The sequence below is a fragment of the Snodgrassella alvi genome, from assembly GCF_002777745.1.
GTDB lineage: Bacteria > Pseudomonadota > Gammaproteobacteria > Burkholderiales > Neisseriaceae > Snodgrassella > Snodgrassella alvi_D.
The window spans coordinates 15,916-38,247 of the sequence record NZ_MEIO01000062.1; the positions used below are offsets into that span (position 1 = coordinate 15,916).

Annotated in this window: 19 protein-coding genes and 1 tRNA gene; 15 read left to right on the forward strand and 5 right to left on the reverse strand. The window is 44.2% G+C overall.

Annotation, left to right across the window (positions count from 1 at the left end; all coding sequences use genetic code 11):
• The first annotated feature begins 201 nt into the window (after positions 1-201).
• Positions 202-1,188 (forward strand): aldo/keto reductase, encoded by a 987-nt coding sequence (locus tag BHC51_RS10590; protein WP_100153995.1) that lies wholly within the window; start codon positions 202-204, stop codon positions 1,186-1,188.
• A 32-nt stretch (positions 1,189-1,220) separates the two neighbouring features.
• On the opposite strand, the gene BHC51_RS10595 is transcribed toward BHC51_RS10590, so the two are convergent.
• Entirely contained in the window at positions 1,221-2,114 is an 894-nt protein-coding gene (locus BHC51_RS10595) for a LysR family transcriptional regulator (RefSeq protein ID WP_100154034.1), read from the reverse strand.
• Positions 2,115-2,505: 391 nt separating this feature from the next.
• Between BHC51_RS10595 and mgtE the strand changes: the two genes are divergently transcribed.
• Positions 2,506-3,939 carry a magnesium transporter gene (mgtE, locus tag BHC51_RS10600; protein WP_100100588.1) on the forward strand — a complete coding sequence of 478 codons (1,434 nt, stop codon included), beginning with the start codon at positions 2,506-2,508 and terminating at the stop codon, positions 3,937-3,939.
• A gap of 21 nt (positions 3,940-3,960) precedes the next feature.
• Complete coding sequence (gene prmC / locus BHC51_RS10605; RefSeq protein ID WP_100100587.1) at positions 3,961-4,800, forward strand: peptide chain release factor N(5)-glutamine methyltransferase; 840 nt, start codon at positions 3,961-3,963, stop codon at positions 4,798-4,800.
• Between the two features lie 96 nt (positions 4,801-4,896).
• Here prmC and BHC51_RS10610 read toward each other — a convergent pair whose 3' ends face one another.
• Positions 4,897-5,547, reverse strand: coding sequence for a site-2 protease family protein (locus tag BHC51_RS10610; protein ID WP_100100586.1), 651 nt, complete (start codon positions 5,545-5,547; stop codon positions 4,897-4,899).
• A 65-nt stretch (positions 5,548-5,612) separates the two neighbouring features.
• A complete protein-coding gene (locus tag BHC51_RS10615; protein ID WP_100100585.1) occupies positions 5,613-6,233 on the reverse strand; it encodes an L-threonylcarbamoyladenylate synthase in 621 nt (206 codons plus the stop codon).
• A 180-nt stretch (positions 6,234-6,413) separates the two neighbouring features.
• Between BHC51_RS10615 and BHC51_RS10620 the strand changes: the two genes are divergently transcribed.
• The 4 genes from BHC51_RS10620 to BHC51_RS10635 all read left to right on the forward strand — a co-directional run bounded on the left by BHC51_RS10620 (position 6,414) and on the right by BHC51_RS10635 (position 10,380).
• Entirely contained in the window at positions 6,414-6,881 is a 468-nt protein-coding gene (locus BHC51_RS10620) for a macro domain-containing protein (protein ID WP_100100600.1), read from the forward strand.
• 816 nt (positions 6,882-7,697) lie between these two features.
• The gene (locus tag BHC51_RS10625; protein WP_100100584.1) at positions 7,698-8,834 is read left to right on the forward strand and encodes an RNA ligase RtcB family protein; all 1,137 of its coding nucleotides are present in this window, start codon (positions 7,698-7,700) and stop codon (positions 8,832-8,834) included.
• Positions 8,834-9,442, forward strand: coding sequence for a peptide chain release factor H (prfH, locus tag BHC51_RS10630; RefSeq protein WP_100100583.1), 609 nt, complete (start codon positions 8,834-8,836; stop codon positions 9,440-9,442). Before BHC51_RS10625 ends, prfH begins: the two co-directional genes overlap by 1 nt.
• 293 nt (positions 9,443-9,735) lie before the next feature.
• Entirely contained in the window at positions 9,736-10,380 is a 645-nt protein-coding gene (locus BHC51_RS10635) for a DUF421 domain-containing protein (RefSeq protein ID WP_180296493.1), read from the forward strand.
• 1,299 nt (positions 10,381-11,679) lie between these two features.
• On the opposite strand, the gene BHC51_RS10640 is transcribed toward BHC51_RS10635, so the two are convergent.
• Both BHC51_RS10640 and mutS read right to left on the reverse strand, forming a co-directional pair.
• A tRNA-Met gene (locus tag BHC51_RS10640) sits at positions 11,680-11,756 on the reverse strand.
• 74 nt (positions 11,757-11,830) lie between these two features.
• Positions 11,831-14,455: a DNA mismatch repair protein MutS gene (gene mutS, locus BHC51_RS10645; protein WP_100100581.1), complete on the reverse strand. Its 2,625-nt coding sequence runs from the start codon at positions 14,453-14,455 to the stop codon at positions 11,831-11,833.
• Positions 14,456-14,652: 197 nt separating this feature from the next.
• Here mutS and mltA point away from each other — a divergent pair, with 197 nt between their 5' ends.
• From mltA to BHC51_RS10685, 8 genes are all read left to right on the forward strand, one after another.
• Positions 14,653-15,969, forward strand: a complete 1,317-nt coding sequence (gene mltA / locus BHC51_RS10650) for a murein transglycosylase A (RefSeq protein WP_257384811.1) — start codon at positions 14,653-14,655, stop codon at positions 15,967-15,969.
• A 143-nt stretch (positions 15,970-16,112) separates the two neighbouring features.
• A complete protein-coding gene (locus BHC51_RS10655; RefSeq protein WP_100100579.1) occupies positions 16,113-17,564 on the forward strand; it encodes a hypothetical protein in 1,452 nt (483 codons plus the stop codon).
• A complete protein-coding gene (locus tag BHC51_RS10660) occupies positions 17,561-18,721 on the forward strand; it encodes an alpha-glucan phosphorylase (protein ID WP_100124020.1) in 1,161 nt (386 codons plus the stop codon). The genes BHC51_RS10655 and BHC51_RS10660 overlap by 4 nt, the downstream gene beginning before the upstream one ends.
• A 20-nt stretch (positions 18,722-18,741) precedes the next feature.
• On the forward strand, positions 18,742-19,278 hold the full coding sequence (locus BHC51_RS10665) for a GTP-binding protein (protein ID WP_100100577.1): 537 nt from the start codon (positions 18,742-18,744) through the stop codon (positions 19,276-19,278).
• A gap of 5 nt (positions 19,279-19,283) precedes the next feature.
• Positions 19,284-19,943 carry a peptidase M23 gene (locus BHC51_RS10670; RefSeq protein WP_100100576.1) on the forward strand — a complete coding sequence of 220 codons (660 nt, stop codon included), beginning with the start codon at positions 19,284-19,286 and terminating at the stop codon, positions 19,941-19,943.
• 21 nt (positions 19,944-19,964) lie between these two features.
• Positions 19,965-20,330, forward strand: coding sequence for a roadblock/LC7 domain-containing protein (locus BHC51_RS10675; RefSeq protein ID WP_100091176.1), 366 nt, complete (start codon positions 19,965-19,967; stop codon positions 20,328-20,330).
• Between the two features lie 627 nt (positions 20,331-20,957).
• A complete protein-coding gene (gene ybeY / locus BHC51_RS10680; protein WP_100124019.1) occupies positions 20,958-21,473 on the forward strand; it encodes an rRNA maturation RNase YbeY in 516 nt (171 codons plus the stop codon).
• 2 nt (positions 21,474-21,475) lie between these two features.
• The gene (locus BHC51_RS10685; RefSeq protein ID WP_100100574.1) at positions 21,476-22,312 is read left to right on the forward strand and encodes an HlyC/CorC family transporter; all 837 of its coding nucleotides are present in this window, start codon (positions 21,476-21,478) and stop codon (positions 22,310-22,312) included.
• Positions 22,313-22,332: the final 20 nt, after the last annotated feature.

Here is a 22,332-nt window from a genome sequence, read left to right on the forward strand (position 1 = left end):
TTAGATACCGAAACCATCAGCTTCCAATGTCTGATGGTTTTATTTTATCCACAGGCAATGGCGGCTGTGCTATGCAGTCATATTGATGAATCCTACTCATAAACCCTGAAAAATATTGGGACTTAATCCTGTTCTGTACAAATAGTATGCTGTGTATCTGATTACGTCATCTGGCGTAATGGATTGAAAGGAAATAGAAATATGCAACAGCGTTATTTAGGTAAAAGTGGGCTGACGGTATCTGCTTTGGGTCTGGGTTGTATGGGGTTAAGTTACGGATATGGTCCTGCTACGGATACTACACAGGCTATCGAACTGATTCGTGCTGCGGTGGCTCAGGGTGTGACTCTGTTTGATACTGCCGAAGTTTATGGTCCTTATCTGAACGAGGAAGTAGTAGGGCAAGCCTTAAAGCCTTATCGTCAGCAAGTGGTGATTGCCACCAAATTCGGGATTGCCATCAATGAAAAGAAACAGCTGATTTTAAATAGCCGACCGGAACAGATTCGGCTGGCAGTAGAGGGTTCCTTACGCCGTCTGCAAACAGATGTGATTGATTTATTATATCAGCATCGCGTTGACCCGGAAGTGCCGATTGAAGAAGTAGCCGGTACAGTCAAGGATTTAATTACAGCGGGTAAAGTGCGCTATTTTGGCCTGTCGGAAGCAGGAGCAGAAACCATCCGGCGTGCACATGCTGTTCAGCCACTGGCTGCTTTGCAAAGTGAGTATTCAATGTGGTGGCGTGAACCTGAAGAGAAAATTATGCCAGTGTTGCAGGAGCTGGGCATCGGACTGGTTGCATTCAGTCCGTTGGGCAAAGGCTTTCTTACCGGTAGTATCAATACTGCTACTGTCTTTAGTGATAATGATTTTCGCCGGCAGGTGCCACGCTTTGCACCCGAAGCACTGGCGGCCAATCAGAGCCTGACCGAGCTGCTGAAGCAACTGGCGGGCAAACATCAGGCTACATCAGCGCAGATTGCATTGGCGTGGTTGCTGGCACAACAGCCGTGGATTGTACCAATTCCGGGTACAACCAAACTACAACGCCTGCATGAAAATTTGGCTGCTGCCACCATCCGGCTGAGTGCAACAGATATAGCTGAAATCAATCAGGCACTGGATAAAGTGCAGGTTATGGGAGAGCGCTATCCTGCTGCCTTACAGGCTCGAGTAGGGCGCTAGGCAGAGTAACTGTGTTTTATCGTTGAAACCAGTTAAGCCCGGAAACGTAATGCATCAAGCAGCAACGCAAAAGCGTGCGTATGCTGCTTTCTGCTTGGATAATACAGATAATAGCCGGGAAAAACCGGACACCATTCTTCTAATACCCGAATCAGTTGGCCGGAAGCCACCAGTGTACTTACCGTGTCCTCAGGTATGCAGCCTATACCAAGCCCGGCCAGAACTGCATCCATGCGTACGCCTAAATGATTTAAAGTTAGCTGTCCGGTAACTTTAACGCGGATGGGTTTGCCTGCCTGCTCAAATTCCCACTGATACAGGCCGCCGGTACTGGGTAAACGCATATTGATACATTGATGCTGCTGTAAATCAGCCGGTGAAGCTGGTATACCGTGAGCAGTAAAATAAGCTGATGTGGCTACAATAGCCATGCGCATATCAGCACTAATTCTAATGGCTACCATATCCTTTTCAACACTTTCACCTAAACGTACTCCAGCATCAAAACCATTTTCGACAATGTCGACAAAATGATTGTCGATAACCACTTCCAAATTAACCTGTGGATAAGTCTTAAGAAAAGATTGCAATTTCGGCCACAGCACACAGCGTGCAGCATGCTCGCCAACTGATAGCCGGATAGTGCCACAAGTCTGGCCATGATGGTCGATCAGGGTTTGTAAATCCTGATTTAGTTCTGCCAGACGCGGTTCCAAACAGGCAATAATCTGTTCACCGATTTCTGTAGCAGCAACACTACGAGTAGTACGGGTCAGCAGGCGGGTATGCAGCTTTTGTTCCAGCGTTTTGACTGCGTGGCTTAGGGCCGACTGGGTTACGCCGAGCTTACCTGCGGCTTTAGTAAAACTTTTCTCTTTGGCAACTGCAAAAAAACATTGTAATTCATTAAAATTTTCTTTGAGCATGGCAATTGTCCTGTTGGCTGTTTGCATGCCTGATAGCTTTAATACTGTCTTTGTACAGATAGGTAGTCGGGTTATTACTGCCGTCAATGTGTATTCAGACCGGTAATATGGTACGTGTTTCAACCTATATTACCCTTTTGCCATTGGTATTTGTTTTCAAACCCTCACACAGTCTGCACTATGTATATATTAATACATCCGTAGTAAGCGGTTATACAGTATAAAGTAACAGTACTTCGCTAAAATCCGTGTACAATATAATATCTACAGCCTGCCGAAGCAGGCTTTAATTTATCATATCAGGCAAGTACTGTTGCGTCAGGATATGCCATCTGCACTCACGGCGGTAATATCCCAGATTTTACGGTGTAACAATTAGGACAAGGATATAATGGATAGCCATAGCAATTTCGGCGAGCAGGAACGTCTGCATTTGGACACCGATCACATTTGTAAGCTGGTTGCTACCATTTTACCGGTTGCCGAACATATTCATTCGCCTACTCAGTCTTATTTACAGACATCAGAACAGCAGCAGGCACTGGCTGAACTGATTACCGCTCTGCATGAACTGCATCCTGCCGATATGGCTACCCTGCTGGAATCATTGCCATTGCAGGAACGTATGCTGGTGTGGAAGCTGGCTACACCCACTGAAGATGGTGAAGTGTTATTGGAAGTTTCTGATCCAGTACGAGAAACCCTGATTGAGAATATGGCACAGCAGGAGCTGCTGGCCGCGGTGGATAATCTGGATGCCGATGAGCTTGCCCAGCTGGCACCGGATTTGCCCAAAGAAGTTGTCTATGAAGCAATAAGCAGCCGTGATGAAGAAGAACGGGCGCAAATTACCGCAGCGATGTCGTTCGAAGACAATCAGGTCGGAGCGCTGATGGATTTTGAACTGGTCAGTATCCGTGCTGATGTAACCTGTGAGGTTGTATTGCGTTATCTGCGTCGGTTTGAACGCCTGCCCGACCATACGGATAAAATCTTTGTTGTCGATAATTACGATGTATTGCAAGGTGTATTGCCTATCCGCAGTCTGCTGGTAGCCGACCCTGATTTGCTGGTTTCTGCCGTCATGGCCGATGATGTGGTTACTTTCCGTCCTGAAGACGATGCCGAAGAAGCGGCCGCAGCATTTGAACGCTATGACTTGGTAACGGCGCCGGTAGTAGACAGTAACCGCAAATTAATCGGCCGTATCACTGTAGATGAAATGGTGGACGTGATTCGTGAAGAATCTGAAACCGATATGCTGAACATGGCAGGTTTGCGCGAAGAGGAAGACTTGTTTGCACCGGTAGTGGATTCGGTAAAAAACCGCTGGATTTGGCTGGCTGTCAATCTGTGTACGGCTTTTGTGGCCAGTCGCGTGATTGGCATGTTTGAAAACTCAATTGAAAAGATTGTGGCACTGGCTACCCTGATGCCGATTGTAGCCGGTATTGGTGGTAACTCCGGTAACCAGACTATTACCATGATTGTACGTGCCATGACTTCTGGCCAGATTAGCAATAGTCAGGCGTGGCGTCTACTGCGCAAGGAAGAGGGCGTTGCTCTCGTCAATGGCATTATCTGGGGCTCAGTGATGGGCATAGTTTCCTATTTCCTATATCACAGTGTTGGTATTGGTTTGGTGATGGTGGCTGCCATGACACTGAATCTGTTACTGGCCGCTACCGTAGGCGTGCTCATTCCTGTGTGCATGCAGAAAGCCGGCCGCGATCCGGCACTGGGCAGCAGTGTGCTGATTACCGCTGTCACAGATTCCGGCGGCTTTTTTATCTTTCTCGGTCTGGCCACACTGTTTCTGTTATAAACCGGCTTTGCTAAGTAAATAATGAATACGGATTTACCCATTACCCTTGAGGGCTGGTTACGCAACAGTGGCTTACCACGACTGGAAGCGCGCATGTTGCTCCAGCAGGTGCTGGATATCAACCATACCTACATCATTGCTCATGGCCAGCAGCCATTGAGCATTAGCGAACAGGCCAGCCTGAATCAATTGGCACAGCGACGGCTGGCAGGTGAACCATTAGCCTATCTGCTTGGCTGGCGCGAATTTTACAGCCGGCGTTTTCAGGTTTCCTCAGCAGTACTGATTCCCCGCCCGGAAACCGAACATCTGGTAGAAGCTGCGCTGGCACATTTGCCTGAACAGGGCACTCTGTGGGATTTGGGTACAGGCAGTGGCGTTATCGCTGTTACCGTTGCTTGTGAACGTCCTGATGCGCAGGTATGGGCAGCAGACATCAGTGCAGAAGCACTGGCCGTCGCAAGTAGCAATGCCACGGCCTTGCAGGCAAATGTACATTTCGGGCAGGGTTCATGGTATCAGGCGCAGCCACAGCCAGCGTTGCATAGTGTAGATGTGATTGTATCCAATCCACCGTATATCCCCGCACACGACCAGCATTTGCAGCAAGGGGATTTACGCTTTGAGCCGCAGCATGCACTAACAGATAATCATAATGGTTTGAGTGCATTGGTAACAATTATTGCCGGTGCCGCAGCCTTTCTGCGTCCGGCTGGCTGGCTGTTACTGGAGCATGGGTTCGATCAGGGAAAAGCGGTGCGTGATATGCTGGCGCAACATGGTTTCAGCCAGATTCACACCCTGCCTGATTTGGCCGGTCTGGACAGAGTGACACTGGGACAAAGCAATATCCATCCCTGATTTGCCGCGTAGCTTAACTTTTTCATCCAAAATAAAAACATCAGGCCGCAGAAATACAGTCTGCGGCCCGATACTATTTGTCATTACTTGAAATACTCAGAATAGATTAATTAAAAATGACATCATCGAAATAATTAGATTGATAAACGGTCGTAGAATAGGCGACATTAAACCGCTGATAATCATAAATATAAGAATCCATGAGCCATAAGGTTCCAGCTTGAGGTACTGCATCGAAGCACGTGGCGACAGAAAGCTGTTAACGAAACGGGCACCGGGTTGCGGTGGGATCGGCAGTAAACTGAAAAAGCAGAATACTGCATTAAACAGAACACCCAGTTCCCCCATCAGTGCCATCGGTTCCTGAAAGTATTCTGGTACCCAGTTGCTGATAATCACCACAATTGTCCAGCATACACACATCAGTAGATTGGCTAGAGGGCCGGCAATAGCTACCAGACGTTCACCTTTACGCGGGTCCTTGAAATTACGCGGGTCAATCGGTACCGGCTTTGCCCAGCCAACCATAAAAAAACCATGTAAAACAATTAGTGTAAAGATCGGTACAATAATCGTTCCAATAATATCAATGTATTTGGCCGGGTTCAGGCTTAGCCGCCCCATCGTCTCAGCCGTACGGTCTCCACAATAACGTGCCATATAGCCACAGGCCGCTTCCGAAAGAGTAATGGCCAGTAAAATCGGCAAAATGGCCAGCAATAAAAAAGCTAGATCAACTTTCTCCAAGGTAAAATCCTTAAAACATAAATAAAAACTACCACTCTGAGCACAACATAGTACCAGTTTGTTCTTTACAAACCAAATACGGCCGTATCACCTTTGCCTGCGCGTATCAGCGAAATACCCTCGGTCATATCGATTACCGTTGTCGGTTCCGTACCGCACCAGCCACCATCTATCACCAAATCAACTGTATGTTCCAGCTGGTCGCGTATCTCATACGGATCAGTTAAAGGTTCACTTTCATGTGGCAGCATCAGCGTACACGATAACATCGGCTCACCCAGATTCTGTAATAACGCCAGTGCAATCCGATTATCCGGTACACGTAAACCAATGGTTTTACGTTTTGGATGCAGCGTACGGGCAGGTACTTCTTTAGTCGCCTGTAAAATAAAAGTATAACTGCCGGGCGTCGTGGCTTTGAGCAAGCGAAACTGACTATTATCTACTTTGGCATAAACACCCAGTTGGCTCAGATCATGGCACATCAGCGTAAGATGGTGTTTCTGATCAATACCACGCAAACGCAGAATCCGTTCCATTGCCTCTTTATTACCCAGTTGGCAACCCAGTGCATAACAGGAATCAGTTGGATAAACAATCACACCGCCATGACGAACAATATCCGCTGCCTGAGCAATCAGTCGTTCCTGCGGATCAGTAGGATGGATAGCAAAAAACTGTGCCATAAATGATTTCCTTATCTTGTATTTGTAATTGCAATCAGTTATTGTAAACATAAGCATGCCACACTGACAGACAATAATATGCCCGACTAGCCATCAAGAAGTGCTACAGGCAGTAACAGATACAACAAATGCTTAGATGTGGGCATTAGTATAAACAGAAATTTTGCGGAAAAATTCACCATGCAGCCTGAAATCGTCTATGGAAATTTATTGGAACAACCTGTTGATGTTATCGTCAACGCATGGAACCGGAACATCATTCCATGGTGGTTACTGTTGCCACAGGGTGTATCCGGTGCCATCAAGCGAAAAGCCGGTTACGCTCCCTTTCGCCAGTTGGGCAGAGCAGGAGCGCTCAAATTAGGTTCCGCAGTCGTTACCAGTGCCGGTAAATTGCCCTATCGAGCCATTATTCATGTAGCCGGCATCAACATGTTCTGGCGCGCCAGTGCTTATTCAATTCGCACATCAGTTATTTCCGCCATGAATATTGTTAATACTCAGAACTATGCTTCTGTTGCTTTTCCATTGATTGGCGCCGGTTCAGGTGGCTTCAGTTCGGAGCAGGCACTGCAAATCATGCAGGAAACACTGATATCAGTCGAAACCAAAGCACGGGTTATCATCGTAAAATATGTATCCGCATAATCAATATTTGTACGATAAATTGTTGATGCATTTGTGATTATTTTTTGCATTAGGGTAGCATTGATAATGCTGCTTTACTGTTTGCCTGCTATCGCCAGCTTACAGCATGATAGACAACCAAATAGAAAGCATAAAAATCTATTCAGAATAGACTAGAAACGCAGAGTTCAGCCATTTTCAGTGCTTATTATCAGCAACAAGCCTGCGAATTTGCACAGCCATATTTTTCCTTTTCTTCCTTACCAATATCGCCAACTATAATATTCAACGACTTATATATCCCTGCAAGCTGCCGGCAAAAAGGCATCGCCGCTCATCTCATGCAATACGCAAAAAATTTGCCCGTGATGGTGGCTACAGTGGCATTTCATTATGCACCGCCAGTGACAATCACAAGGCAAGAGCCCTATATATACAGGTGGGATATCAAATTGCTGATCAATTTGTTTATTATTTTTTTAAGCTTAAAATAAACTCATAACAAAAGTGCCCAAAATAGCCAAACAGTAGTGAAATAGCCACACATCATTAATCATAATCAGCCTATCAGAATAAAAACGGCTGATTATTTTTGACTACCTGTAAAACATAATTTACAGTACGCCACTCTATCAAATCATCAACATTGCAATGGAAAGGAATAATTATGTTTGTACTACCTATCCCTTGCAGGTCAATCCGGGGTTAATCATCTCCTGATCCTTGGCTGCGGCCTGCCAATTTATTCTTCAGCACGCTAATCCTGTTCATTTCTAATGAACATGGCTGACTATTGCTTGCTTATTACCAAAATAAAATAATTTGGAACGGATCAGAATGGGCAATTCTATTCAGCCGCTGGCGGACAACATCACCCTGATAGCAACACCAGAACTCTGGTTAGAGGGCGAAGCCATCCAGCAACTGCAAACAACAGCAACACTTCCTAACATTAAATACGTAGCCGGTATGCCGGATTTACACCCCGGCCGCGGTTATCCGGTAGGTGCTGCTTTTTTTACTACACAATATCTTTATCCGGCACTCATTGGCGGTGATATCGGCTGCGGTATGTCATTATGGCAAACCACAGTAAAAATCCATGCCATGAATCAGGCCAAACTGATTAAACGTCTGGGCAATATCGACCAGCCCCTGTCTGAAGCAGAATGCATCAGCCTGTGGCCAGATATCCGGCCACTTGCAGAACACACGTATGCTTCCGGTACCATTGGCGGCGGCAATCACTTTGCCGAACTGCAAATGCTGGAAACCATTTATGCGCCGGAAACTGTCCGGCAAATTGGCTTAAACCGGCAACATCTGCAACTGATGGTGCATAGCGGTTCACGTGGTCTGGGCGGTGTGATTCTGGATAAGCACATCCGCCAGTATGGCCATCAGGGTTTAGTTGCCGATAGCGTTGCTGGCAGCACTTACCTGATGCAGCACAATCAGGCTCTGGATTATGCACAACAAAACCGGGAGCTGATTGGCCGGCGCATACTGGTCAACCTGCGCGCACAGGGACAAAAGCTGGTAGATATTAGCCACAACTTTATTGAGCCAGTCACCATTAACAGTGAATGCGGCTGGCTGCATCGCAAAGGTGCCGCAACAGCCACGAAAGGACTGGTGATTATTCCGGGCTCACGCGGTGACTTCAGCTATCTGGTACAGCCACTGGACACAGCATCCGCACTGTATTCACTGGCACACGGTGCCGGACGCAAATGGCAGCGCTCAGCCTGCAAAGGCAGACTGGACGGGCGCTATACAGCTGACCAGCTCACCCGTACCGTACATGGCAGCCGAGTAATCTGCTGCGACCGTGAGCTCCTGTATGAAGAAGCACCACAAGCCTATAAATCAATCGACAGTGTCATTGCTGCCATGGTTCAGGCCGATTTAATCCGGCCAATAGCACGCTTCAAACCGGTAATCACCTATAAAGTTCAAACGGAGAAAAAATAATGCAACTCTTGCAATTATCTGCCGCTTACGGACCGGCAGAATGCTGTCTGGCAGTGGTAAAAGCGTTGGCACGCTTACAATATGAAGCCAAACAAATGCAGGTTAAAGTAGAAATTGTGGAACAGGAACCAGCTAAACACGGGCTGCATTCAGTACTGGTTACCTTGGAAGGTGCTCAGGTCAAGGCATTGTCTGATAGGTGGCAGGGCACCATTCAATGGATTTGCCCCAGCCCTTATCGCCCAAAGCACAAACGCAAAAACTGGTTTATCGGAGCAAGCTGTTTTGACCCGATTGTTCAGCAGCAGCCAGATGAAATTGTCTTTGAAACCATGCGCGCATCTGGAGCCGGTGGTCAGCATATTAACAAAACCGAATCGGCAGTCAGAGCCACCCATGTAGCCAGTGGTATCAGCGTTAAAGTGCAAACTGAGCGTAGCCAGCATGCCAACAAAAAACTCGCTGTGTTGCTGCTTCAGCATAAACTGGCACAACAGGCGCAGCAGTTACAGGCAAAACATAAAGCCGCGCAGCACAAGCACCATCATCAGATAGCACGCGGTAATCCGGTGCGAATATTTACCCAACTTGATTTCAAACCTTTATAGTCGTCTACAGGCAACCAGATATATTCATGGTTGCCTGCCAGACACAGCCCGCAAATTGCCATAACAGCTACACTTAAACACGCAATTACAATAATTGCCTTTATGAAAAAAACAAAATACATGAGGAAAATAATGTAAATAAATCATAAAAAACAGTTGGCTACCATAGCCTGCTTCAGGCATAACAGATACAGTATCAGCACAATATCTGGCAAAACGCTACGGTTGTAAAAGACAATCCATGCAAATCATGCCTAGATAAAACGCCTGTTATGCAGACAAAGGAAGCCATAATGAACCCCATCTATATCAATATCATCTTCAAAATGTTAGTTGCATTCTGCATATTGCTGGTGTACATCAATTTATCCGGTAAAGGGTCTCTGGCACCGATTTCTGCCATTGATCAAGTAGGTAATGTGGTTTTGGGAGCGATTATCGGTGGCCCTTTATATAACCCATCCATCAGCATAACATTACTGATGAGTGCATCCATTTTCTGGGCAGGGCTGTTATTACTCGTACGTTATGTCACATTCAAGCGCAATATCGCCAAAGACTTTGTCGATGGCACCTCAGTACGCTTAATGGAAAATGGCATCGTACTATCACAGAACTTTCGCAAAGCCAAACTGTCTATCCGCGATTTCATCATGTTATTGCATCAACGTGGCTATCCCAGTCTGGAAGTACTCAGTGATGTTTGGTTTGAATATAATGGACAGATGACAGTCGTCAAAAAAGGTGACCCAGCCATGGCCGTAGTAGTGATAGAAAATGGTGTAATTAATTATCCCAGTCTGGAAGCATTAGGACATGACGAAGAATGGCTGAAAAAAGAACTCAACCGTCAGGGGCAGAAACTGGAAGAAGTCTTTCTGGCCGAAGTGCATGAACAGAAACTCTGGGTTTATCCAGATGTCAAAAAAGTCAGCTGAAATAACATGCAGCATTCTTAATCCCAACTCGAACAGTAAACAGCATTGTTACAAATACATGAACGAAAAAAGCAAACAATGAAATTAATCCAGTGATGAATAAACAACAATTTGACCAGACAGGTTAATTCATTCAGAGCAAATGAACGCGATCCTTAATGCTTCCTGTCTATATCGCTAATATCTACAATTTATATTTATATGTTTACCGCTATTTGATTAAGCAAACAGATCAACTTATCCCGCAACAGAATGACATCAATATGTGTAATCTTCTAATCCAGCAAATAAAGTTCTAGGCACTCTCATTAATTTCATCCAATGCCATCGTCTAATCTGCTTCAGGTGTATTATTTGTCCCAGACACTACAGATACAGGTTGATAATTGGCATGCACATATTCATAGTTAATTTAAACGGTTTTAAAATATCCGTCAGCGTAGCCTTGTAGTGGCTAGATTTAGTGTAATTTGCTTGTAATACACCAGCAGAAATCGCTAAATTAACTTTAGCCTATCCATAAGTAAAAACATCATTAATATAAATGGCTCTTAACTTAAACCATACCAATGCAGGTTATATACTATTTAAAAGGAAAGTATAAAAGCGAACATCGCAATACTGATAAACTAATCGATAATGGTCTTGGCTATAATCAGAAGAATAATCATTCTTTACTGGTCACTGGAAACCAGCCATGCGATTTAATAAGCTAAAGCATCACATCCATACAATGAGAATATGGATTGCTTGAATGGGAAAACTTTTGATTCCCGTTCTAGACATATTAGTCAATGGAGAAACAAACACAAAAATGATTTGTTATAAATAAAAATAACTGCTAATCAATTTTTAGATTTATAACTTGCTTGAAGCAATGCTCAGAAAAATACCTTGATAAATACATGAGATTTCATTATCACCTTAATTGCAGAACAGACATAAAAATGAATTAGCTGCATTCTAGATAAGAATCTTTAATTTACAGGTTAACCAGAAATCCTGATTACAACCAGAAACATCATAGAGATATTATATTAGTAATTATTGGCAGAAAAATGGACTAAATTCTGTTCAGAATAATATTTAGCAACATTACATAAACTTTACTGGTCTGTTTTGTACCTGGCAGATTTTTGTAAAGTCATTAGTTATAAAACCGTATAAAACGGCATGCAACAAAATAATATAGCCGGATGAATATCTGCCTACCTACACCATAATTGCAATTGAGTAAGTCATTCTTCAAATTAAACAGGCAAAATAAAATGCCCTGTTGTAACAGGGCATTTTAAAATCTGGTTGCGGGGGCAGGATTCGAACCTACGACCTTCGGGTTATGAGCCCGACGAGCTACCATGCTGCTCCACCCCGCGTCTGGTAAGAAAGTCATTATACGGATAACCGGCGCAATGTCAATCATAAAGCCGATTTTTCATGCGGATTTTTACTATGATTTTTGATTTTTCTGATAATTTTGCCAGAAATGTACCAAATCATATACTGCTGCCAGTGCCGCTTTGGGTGTCAACTCATCAGGATTCAGAGCATTTAGCTGCGCGCATAAATCCGCCGGAATCATACTTACAGAAGAATTATCAGCATCAGTATTTGGCTGCTCAGTCTCTGCCATATCTTCTGATTCAGACTGAACCTGAAACATATCCAGTTGAGGTTGCTCATTGGCCGCATGCTGTTCCAGTGCCTGTAAATACCGATAAGCAGCATTTAATGCCCGTGCAGGCAAGCCGGCCAGTTTCGCCACCGCTATCCCATAACTTTTACTGGCTGGTCCAGATTCAATATGGTGTAGAAAAACAATATCCTGTCCCTGCTCCAGTGCAGCCAGATGCATATTGAATGCATGGGCATACTGTTGCGGTAATTGTGTTAACTCAAAATAATGAGTGGCAAAAAGAGTATAGCTATGATTTTTTTGCAACAGATGTTCAGCAATGGCCTGAGCCAAAGCCAGACCATCAAAAGTAGAGGTACCACGGCCAACTTCATCCATTAATACCAGCGACCGGTCAGTAGCATGATGCAGAATATAGGCTGTTTCCGACATCTCCACCATAAAGGTAGAGCGATTGCCCGCCAGATCATCCGAAGCCCCAATGCGGGTAAATATCTGATCAAACTCTCCCAGAGTACAACTGTCTGCCGGCACAGGTGCACCAATATGCGCCAATAAGACAATTAAAGCCACCTGTCGCATATATGTGGATTTACCACCCATATTTGGACCAGTTAACAGCATCAGCCGGCGTTTATCGTCAAGTTGGGTATCATTAGCGGTAAACTGCTTAACCTGTGCCGCTACAACAGGATGGCGGCCATTACTAATCTGTAGACATGGATAATTCACCAGCTTTGGAAAACAGTAATGTTCAGTATCAGCATAACTGGCTAACGTGGTTAATACATCCAGAGTAGCGGCAGCGCGGGCACAACGTTGTAATAGCGACAGCTCGGCCTGTAATTGCAATAACAGAGCATCATATAACTGCTTTTCCCGGGCCAGTGCATTTTGCTGCGCACTCAATACTTTCTCTTCAAAAGCCTTTAATTCAGGCGTGATATAACGTTCAGCATTTTTCAGAGTTTGGCGTCGCTGATAGTCTGCCGGTGCCTGTTCAGACTGTACCTTGCTTAACTCAATATAAAAACCATGCACACGATTAAATTCAACTTTCAGACTAGATAAGCCCGTGCGCTCACGCTCCCGGCTTTCCAATTGCTGCAAAAATTCATCCGCATGATTTTGCAAGCGGCGCAGCTCATCCAGCTCAGCATCAAAGCCGTCATTAATCACCCCGCCATCACGCAACCATATTGCCGGTTCAGGCATAATAGCCATAGTTAATTGCTGGGCGACAGGTGCTGCCGGCGGAAATTGCTCCAGCAGAGTCTGTACCAGACTACTTTGATCAGACTCCTCCAAACGAAAAGCTGACAAAACAGCCAGACTATCACGCAAAGCCGATAAATCCCTTGGTCGTGCACTACCAATAGCAATACGTGCAGCAATACGCTCAATATCTGCCACCTGATTTAACATTGCAGTGACTTGCACACACTGTGGTGCCAGTGCAGCCACCGCCTGCTGGCGAGCTACAATTTGCTCATGCCGGCGTAACGGCTGGTGCAGCCACTGCGCCAGCAGACGGCTACCCATATGCGTTGCACACTGATCTAGAACCGAAAATAGTGTCGGCGCTTTCTGGCCGCTTAGCGTCTGAGTTAATTCCAGATTACGCCGTGTGGCCGCATCCATGCCGATATAAGCGGATTCCTGCTCCAGTGTCAGGCTATCCAAGTGTTTGGGTAGCTGCATTTGTGTCTGTTGCACATAATTCAGCAAAGCTCCTGCTGCCCCAATAGCTGCATCATGTTCTCCTGACCGCAAACCGAAAGCACGTAAATCCTGGCTGCCAAAATAGCGCTGAATCATACGGGCACCTGTATCAGCCGCAAATTGCCATGCATGTAAACGGGTTAGTTGCCGGTCATGGCTGGCTAGATTCAGCTTGTCCTGTGTCTGATCAGATAACAGGATTTCCGCAGCCTGCAAGCGAGCAAGTTCATGGGGCAGAGCTTCCGGCGAAATAATTTTGCAACAGAATTCTCCATTCTGTAACGATAACCAAGCTACGCCAAGCTGCTTTTTCAACAAAGAAACGGCCACAATACGGTTGGTTTCCTTATCTTCCAGCAAGGCCGTATCAGTCAGCGTGCCTGGTGTAACAATACGCACTACCTGCCTCTCAACCGGTCCTTTATTTGCTCCCACTTCACCTGTCTGCTCACAGATGGCCACACTTTTGCCCAGCTTTACCAGCTTGGCCAGATACTGTTCCACCGCATGGTAGGGCACACCAGCCATCTTAATGGGCTCTCCATTAATTTGTCCGCGAGTAGTCAGAGTAATATCTAGCAAACGGGCAGCTTCAACAGCGTCATCTAGAAACAGCTCATAGAAATCACCCATCCGGTAAAACAGCAGTTTGTCTTGATGGTCAGCCTTAATAGACAGATATTGCGTCATCATCGGTGTCAGGGTGGGTTTACTCATGGCGTAGCAAGATATTAGATTTGACTAAAAAAGCTATTGTAACAGAGTGTTCAGCTTCCGTTTGTTTACAAGCGGATATCCTGATGAAAAATATGACCACCAGTGATTCTTGTTTAATAGTGCGGATGGCTGTCATAATGATACAAAAAATACAATTTGTATCCGTATCGCTTTCTATTTAAGAATATGTCAAAATCATGCCATCAATGAAATTCTGCTCAATTCGCCGTTGGGTGCTGTGGTTCAATGTGTTATTTCTTGCAGCCTGTACCCTCAGTCATAAACCAGTGAACAGTATTCTTTCTGGTGGTGGTAGTGCACTGCCAGCTGGCGAGCCCCTCCCACCAAATTATGTTTATACTCCGGGTAAAGCCGGAGTCAGCTATCGGGTTGTCTCTTATCAGGAACTGCCACAGTGGTCTGCCCAGTCATTTATTGATAGCTTAGAAGCATTTAAAACCAGTTGCAGCAAGCTACAGATGCAGCCAGCCTGGCAAACTGTGTGCCAGCAGGCCGCACGCACAACCAGACACAATCATCAGGCCAGAGCATTTTTTGAAACTTACTTCACACCCTGGCAAATCAGTCAGAACGGACAATTGGCTGGCACAGTCACCGGCTATTACGAACCTATGTTGCTAGGCGATACCAGACAGACAGCTCAAGCACGCTTTCCTATTTATGGTATTCCCAACGATTTTATTGTTGTGCCGCTCAATTCAGGGCAACGTCATGGAACCGTACATATCCGCCTGACTGGAACAAACAGTGGCGTCATTACGCCCAGTGGGAATTACACAGCCAATCTGGCTTCCTTTCCCTTGAATGAAAAAACACGGGCACTGAAAGGTCGGATAAACGGTAATCAGTTTGTTCCGTATCACACCCGCGCACAAATCAACGCCGGCGCACTCAACGGCAAAGCTCCCATTCTGGGTTATGCCAATGATCCGGTAGAGCTATTTTTTCTGCATGTACAGGGATCAGGGCAATTAAAGACACCAGATGGACGGATGTTGCGTCTTAGTTTTGCCGATAAAAATGACTATCCTTATGCATCGATTGGTAAATACATGGCTAGCAAAGGTTACTTACCTCTAGCACAGACCTCAATGCAGGGCATCAAAGCATGGTTACAGCAACATCCGCAGCAACTGGCTGAAGTATTAGGACAAAATCCAAGCTACATCTTCTTTCGCACATCAGCAGAACCTGCCAGCGGACCAACAGGCGCATTAGGCGTACCGCTTACTAAAGGTTATTCTGCTGCTGTGGACAGCCATTTTGTTAACCTTGGCGCACCATTATTTGTGGCAACAACTCATCCGGCCAGTGGCTATGGATTAAACCGGCTATTAATGGCACAGGATACAGGCAGTGCCATCAACGGTGCAGTAAGAGTGGATTATTTTTGGGGATATGGCGATGAAGCCGGTATTCTGGCCGGTAAAATGAAATATCCGGGTTACGTTTGGCAACTGTTACCTAATGGAATCCTGCCACAAGTTAAATAAAAATCTGGCGGATAAATGCAAGTTAAGGTAAAATACTTTGAGTATTGACAATTGTATGTGAAGCGTTACCCTAAATGAAAAACATGCATTTAACCATGCGCTCATGCATCTGGCAGTTAACTACAATAAAAGGGATGTAAATTATGGAATTATATTTACCAATTGCCCTTTTAGTCATCTTGCTGGTTGTATTGATTGTGCTCAAAAAACGGCAGAAAGCGGGAGGACGTTCCAAAGGCAAAAGTGCTGCCCGCAAAAAACAATCTGCATCCAAACGTAATAAAAGTACTGGAGGCAAGGCTACAGATGCTCAGTCGGCGTCTGCCGGCGAAGAAGCCGCAGAACCTCTGGCAGATGAAGACTGGGATTGGCAGGCGCCAGGAGCAGATAAAGCTACAGTTTCTGTTGCTACAGTAGATCACCTTACAGAGTATAAGGTTTATAAACAGTTTGGTTACTTTCAGAAAGCAGCTGATTCACTTGCTTCATATCTGGATCAGAATGCTGACCAGCAGAGTCCGGCAATGGCCAATACTCTGGTCAATGAGCTGGCTGGACTGTGTCTAGATGCCAAAAATACAGACAAGCTTGCCGAAGTAATTGACCAGTATCGAAATTATCTGCAACGGCCTGAACTGGAAAATTTAATACGTCAAGGTCTTGCGCTGGATGAAAATCATCTGGGTTTGCGTGTGCTGGCTGAAGAACTGCTGCAATGGGATGTTAAGGAAACTGAAAAAGAAGTTGGTATCAATCAGGACAAAAAACCGGAAGATCCCAGACCAGAAGTTGAGTCTGCCAGTAATGCCCAAAATATTACTGAACAGCCACATGAATTATTGGTTGAAGGTAATCTAGGTAACTTCAAAATTCGTGGCGACGAGCGTGATGTCTTATTGAGCTTCTCTAAACCGGAAAATAGTTATGCATTACTGAAAGAGCAATTGCCTTATGATGCTGCTATCCGTTGCTTGAACAAAGCCATTAAAACATCCAGAAAACCTGCTGGGCTGATTATTGATGCATTGGTGCTGGATTACCGGCATAATAATATCAATGTATTCGCCCAACATCTGTGGCGATTGTATTATACCTTGGGACAGTATGGTAATGTCGTAAAAGAACGTATGTTGGGCTGGGGCTATAGTCTGGGGCAGCATCCGATGCTGGAGCAGCTTGAGACCAAGCCAAACGAAACCGTACTGCGTGATATTGGTGTAACGCAGGGCTATCTGCCCATGAACAGCAGTGCACTCAAGGCTAAACGCCTGCCTCTGGTTGACAAGGCGTCTTCGGATAGTGATGTAGCCGAAACACCGGCAGAGCGTGTATTGCGTGATGTAGAATCGCTGCTTACCTTTGGTCAGTTTGATGAAGCAATGGATTTACTGGAAAAATCAGTCTTGCTTTATCCACAGGAGTCACAGCTCTACATTACTTTATTTGACTTATATGAACGTGCAGAAGAATGGACACGTCTGGAAAAAATGTTACAGGTAATCCGTGCTGAAATTCAGACGCCACCTGAAGAAGTTGTACTTGCTATGAGTCAATTATTGAAACGTATTAACCACGGTGGTGTGCAAAATCAATGATGAACAATTCAATACCCAAAGTAAAAACTGCCTATGTTTTGCTCGTCAATGTGGATGATCGCCAGACAGCCATGTTGCGCATGGCATTCAAAATGTACAATAGCGTGAACTACCAGCTGGTTCAGCCTGAAGATAATGTACAGCCCGAACTGATTCTGGTAGATGGTGATGCAGCCGATGGTGAAGCGGTATGGCAAAAAGTAAAAAAGAAATTTCCTGATGCTGTAGTAGTCTTTTTTGGTCGCAATTCGCCTTCATTCACAGCACCTTATCTGATGAAACCAATCAGATTTGATACCCTGTTTCAGCATTTGCGTAATTTACAGCAGGGCAATGGTGTCTGGCTAGCTGATAAAGCAGCGGCACAGAAGGAAGCTGCCAGTGAACAAAGTGAACAAACCGTAGCACATACTGCACAACAGCAGCAAAATACTGCGGATCATACGCAGCAATCAGTAAGTGTAGTACGCTTCCATACACAGGGAACATTGCTGGGCATGGTGCAAAAGCTGGCGCAGCAAACTGAAGATACTGCAATCTTGTTTGAGAACAAACCTGTATTGATTGTTTTTCCAAGTGTTGAAAAAGTATTACTGGCCGTAGAAAGTGATGCCTTACAACAATTATGCATGCAATCAGATGTTGAATGGCAAACAAAGGCTGTTCCTGCATCTGCGCCAACCGCACAGTTGCATGATAAAGCTAAACTGACTTTACAGTCCTGTATATGGCAGTTGTCAATTTGGACGGCTCGTGGTCGCCTGATTGATCCTATTACACCTGATACAATTATCAAGCTGAAAGCTTGGCCAAATATGACCCGCTTGGCTTATCTGCCTGAATCTATGCGCCTGTCAGCTTTTCTGGTGCGTACACCTGTAGCACTTAACACTTTATATAAGCTGTTGCCAGTTTCATTGGAAGATGTCTTAAACTATATAGCTGCTACTTATTCAATCGGTTCCCTGAGTATTGAGCAGCCGTTGACACATTCTCCTGCGCAACAGGAAAAAGAAATGATTCTGACCCGGAATGCACCACAGGCTGTTGCAAAACCAACTGCTAGTGGCGAACAAACGGCAGATCATAATGAAAGCGATGAAGACAAGCCGAAAGGTTTACTGGCACGTTTGATGGGTCGCTTGCGTGGCAATTAATACCTAAGCAGGGAGTAATTATGGTTGAAAATAAAATTATCTTTACCGGCCCAGTTGGGGTGGGAAAAACAACTGCTATCGCTGCATTATCGGATGATCCTCCGGTACAGACTGATGCCAGTGCATCGGATATGACACAAGACAGGAAAGGTTATACTACTGTCGCTATGGATTATGGTGTCATTCGGTTGGATGAAAATACTAAAGTTCATTTATATGGCACACCTGGTCAGGAACGCTTCGATTTTATGTGGAGCATTCTAAGTAAAGGTAGCATGGGTTTGATTCTGTTACTAGATAACACTCGTCAGAATCCACTAAAAGACCTGAAATTTTTTCTTACTTCTTTTCACGATTTACTGGAGGATGCTCCGGTTGTCGTTGGGGTTACTAAAATGGATTTAAATCCACAGCCAGGTGTGGATGTTTATCAGCAGTATCTGGCACAGCACAATCTCAATGTACCTGTATTTGAGGTTGATGCCCGTAATGAAGACGATGTGAAACAACTGGTTACTGCTATGCTGTATTCTATTGATCCAGGTTTGGAAGGGTAGTCAGTATGGATTCTACATTACAGTTACATCATGATTTATATCCGAAAGTGATGCCGGCGGGGGCATTTTATGCTGTCTCCAGCCCAAGTCACAGTGCCAGCCGTATGTTACTGGCCAATATTCTGCAGGCAGATATTAACGCTAAATTAACAGAGGAGCGTTTGAAGCAATGGGCTGAAACAGATGATGTTCATACTGCATTGAATTTGTTATACCGTTTGCAACGCTTGGAATTCCTATATGGAGAAGCCAAACCCAGCTCACAGTTGGTTAAGGTAACTTCTGATGGATTTGACGATATTCTGGGTCAACTGTCTGACAGCCATAAGGCACTGCTGGTTGATCAGGATGGCTTCTACTTTGCTAATGTCGGTTTTAATCATGAAACTGCCGAAGAAGTGGCTAATCTGGCCAGTGAGGCAACACGACTGACTGAAAAACACAGTCTGCTGATTAAAAATAACCTCAATATCTACAACAACGCTATCGGGATCTGTGATCCTGCCGGTCAGAGTGAATTAACATTCTTCCCTCTATATATTGGGAATACCAAAAATATTTTGGTAACAGCCGGATTGCCATTACTTAACAGTGAAGCTTTCGTCACTATGGTACGCGGCCTGTATGTATTGGCTGGTGAAGACATTCATGTGGTAAATGAATAACATCAATAGAAAGACATCAAGATGCAAGAACAATTACTGGTTTCGGTATTAAGCGACTTAAACAGCTCTTCGGCTGACATTACCGCATCTGCTGTAATTTCCTCCGATGGTCTACCGGTAGCAACCTTGTTACCGAATGGTGTTGATCCAGACCGCGTTGGTGCAATGGCTGCAGCTCTGCTTGCTTTGGGTAACCGAACTTCCCGTGAATTACAGTGTGATGAGCTGGAACAGGTTATGGTTAAAGGTAAGCATGGCTATATTCTGCTGATCCAGGCAGGGGATACCAACGTATTGGCGGTAACTGCCAATGAAGGTGCTAAGCTGGGTCTGATTTTACTGGATGCTCGTCGCGCAGCACGCAGCATCGTAGATATCTTACGCTAACTGATTATTTATGATGAAAACCCTGTTTTTAGCAATTGGGCAGGGTTAGTAGTTTGTTATATTCAGAAGTAAATTGATAGCTGCTAGAAAGCAGCAATGCAACTCATAATCTTTTAAAGGAAAATCAATTTACCAGATGTCTTTTGCCATAAGTAGATTTATGTTTTTAAAATAAAAAACTGAGTTTACTTATGGATTTTATTTTGTTAGCGAATTTGTTTTCACAATTACACAATTATTAGGCTAATTAGGTTTGTTTGCCAGTAATATTCCTACATGTATTTTTTGTATTGATGTATTCAACCATATTATTTGATGTAATAAATATCCTAATCGTAAGATAAAAATAAATTTGGTTGTTGCATAAAGCATCCAAGCCAAACAAATGCCAATGAGAAATATAGATTAAGCAGTAAAAAATTTATTTATATATTAATTATAATAAACTTTGTTATAAGCGCATAGATTTGCTTCAATAGTTTTTCCATAAAGATTGATTGTAATTTGAACTAAATACCATACTTGATTAAAACAGTTTGACAGTGTTTAGGGTCAGAGTTGGCGAGAATAGTGCATTTATCAGCTGCGCTTGCTAAAATATAAGCATCAGGATTACAACTAATTTAAATGAAAGTAGCTAAGAAAAAGCCAGTTTTACAGCATTTGAATCAAATATTCAATCTAAATGTTGATAATCGCAGTAGTATTGATCAAGTTCCGGTTCTTAGCCAGTGGCGGCAATGGATATGGCAAACATGTAAAAACAGTTATAAGCGTGCCAACATTGCTATATTATTATGTGATGAAGAAGAAGCCCGCCAATTCAATCACGATTTCCGCCACAAAGATTATGCAACCAATGTGTTAAGCTTTGCCCTCAATGAAGGTGAAGACATGTATTTACCGGATAGCGAAGGACTTAATGGCGATTTAGTTTTTTGTCCTCAGGTAGTAGAAAAAGAAGCGATGGCGCAACATAAACCATTAATAGCACATTATGCCCATCTGACTGTTCACGGGGTTTTGCATCTGATGGGTTATGATCATATTGATGATGATGAAGCCGAAATCATGGAAGCGCTTGAAATCCGTATCCTGCATCAGTTAGGATATACGAATCCATATGCACAGGATGAATATTAATTATGGACGAAAGTTCGTCGAAACCCGGATTTTTTGAACGACTGGTAAATCGTATATCTGGAGAGGCTCCAGATACTGAAGAAGAAGTATTACAGACACTGCGGGAAGCACATGAGCGGCAGGTTTTTGATGCGGATACCTTACAATATCTGGAAAATGTACTGGATTTTGCTGATCTGGAAGTGCGTGATGCGATGATAACGCGCAGCCAGATGGATGTGATTAAAATAGAAGATCCGTTAGATAAAATTATTGCTTATATTATTGATACAGCCCATTCACGCTTTCCAGTGATTGGTGAGGATAAAGATGAGATTCTAGGTATCCTGCACGCCAAAGATTTACTTAAATACTGGGGTAGAGGTGAACATTTCCAGCTAGAACAGGTACTGCGTCCAGCCGTGTTTGTGCCTGAAGGCAAATCTCTGAATACACTGCTAAAAGAATTTCGTGAGCAACGTAATCACATGGCTATTGTTGTCGACGAATATGGTGGTACATCAGGCCTGGTGACATTTGAAGATGTAATTGAGCCTATTATCGGCGATATTGAGGACGAATTTGATGAAGATGATAGTGCCGATAATATCTTTGCAGTATCCGCTGAGCGTTTTCGTGTGAATGCTGTTACCGAAATAGAAGACATCAACGCATTTTTTGGTACAGATTATTCTGATGATGAAGTAGATACTATCGGTGGTTTAGTGATTCAGCAATTAGGTCACATGCCAGTACGAGGTGAAAAAATTATTATCGGTAAATTGAATTTCACTGTAGCCAGAGCCGATGCACGACGTTTACAGACCTTAATGGTAACTGTAAAAAATAATACTCATTAATATTTAATGTGATTTATATA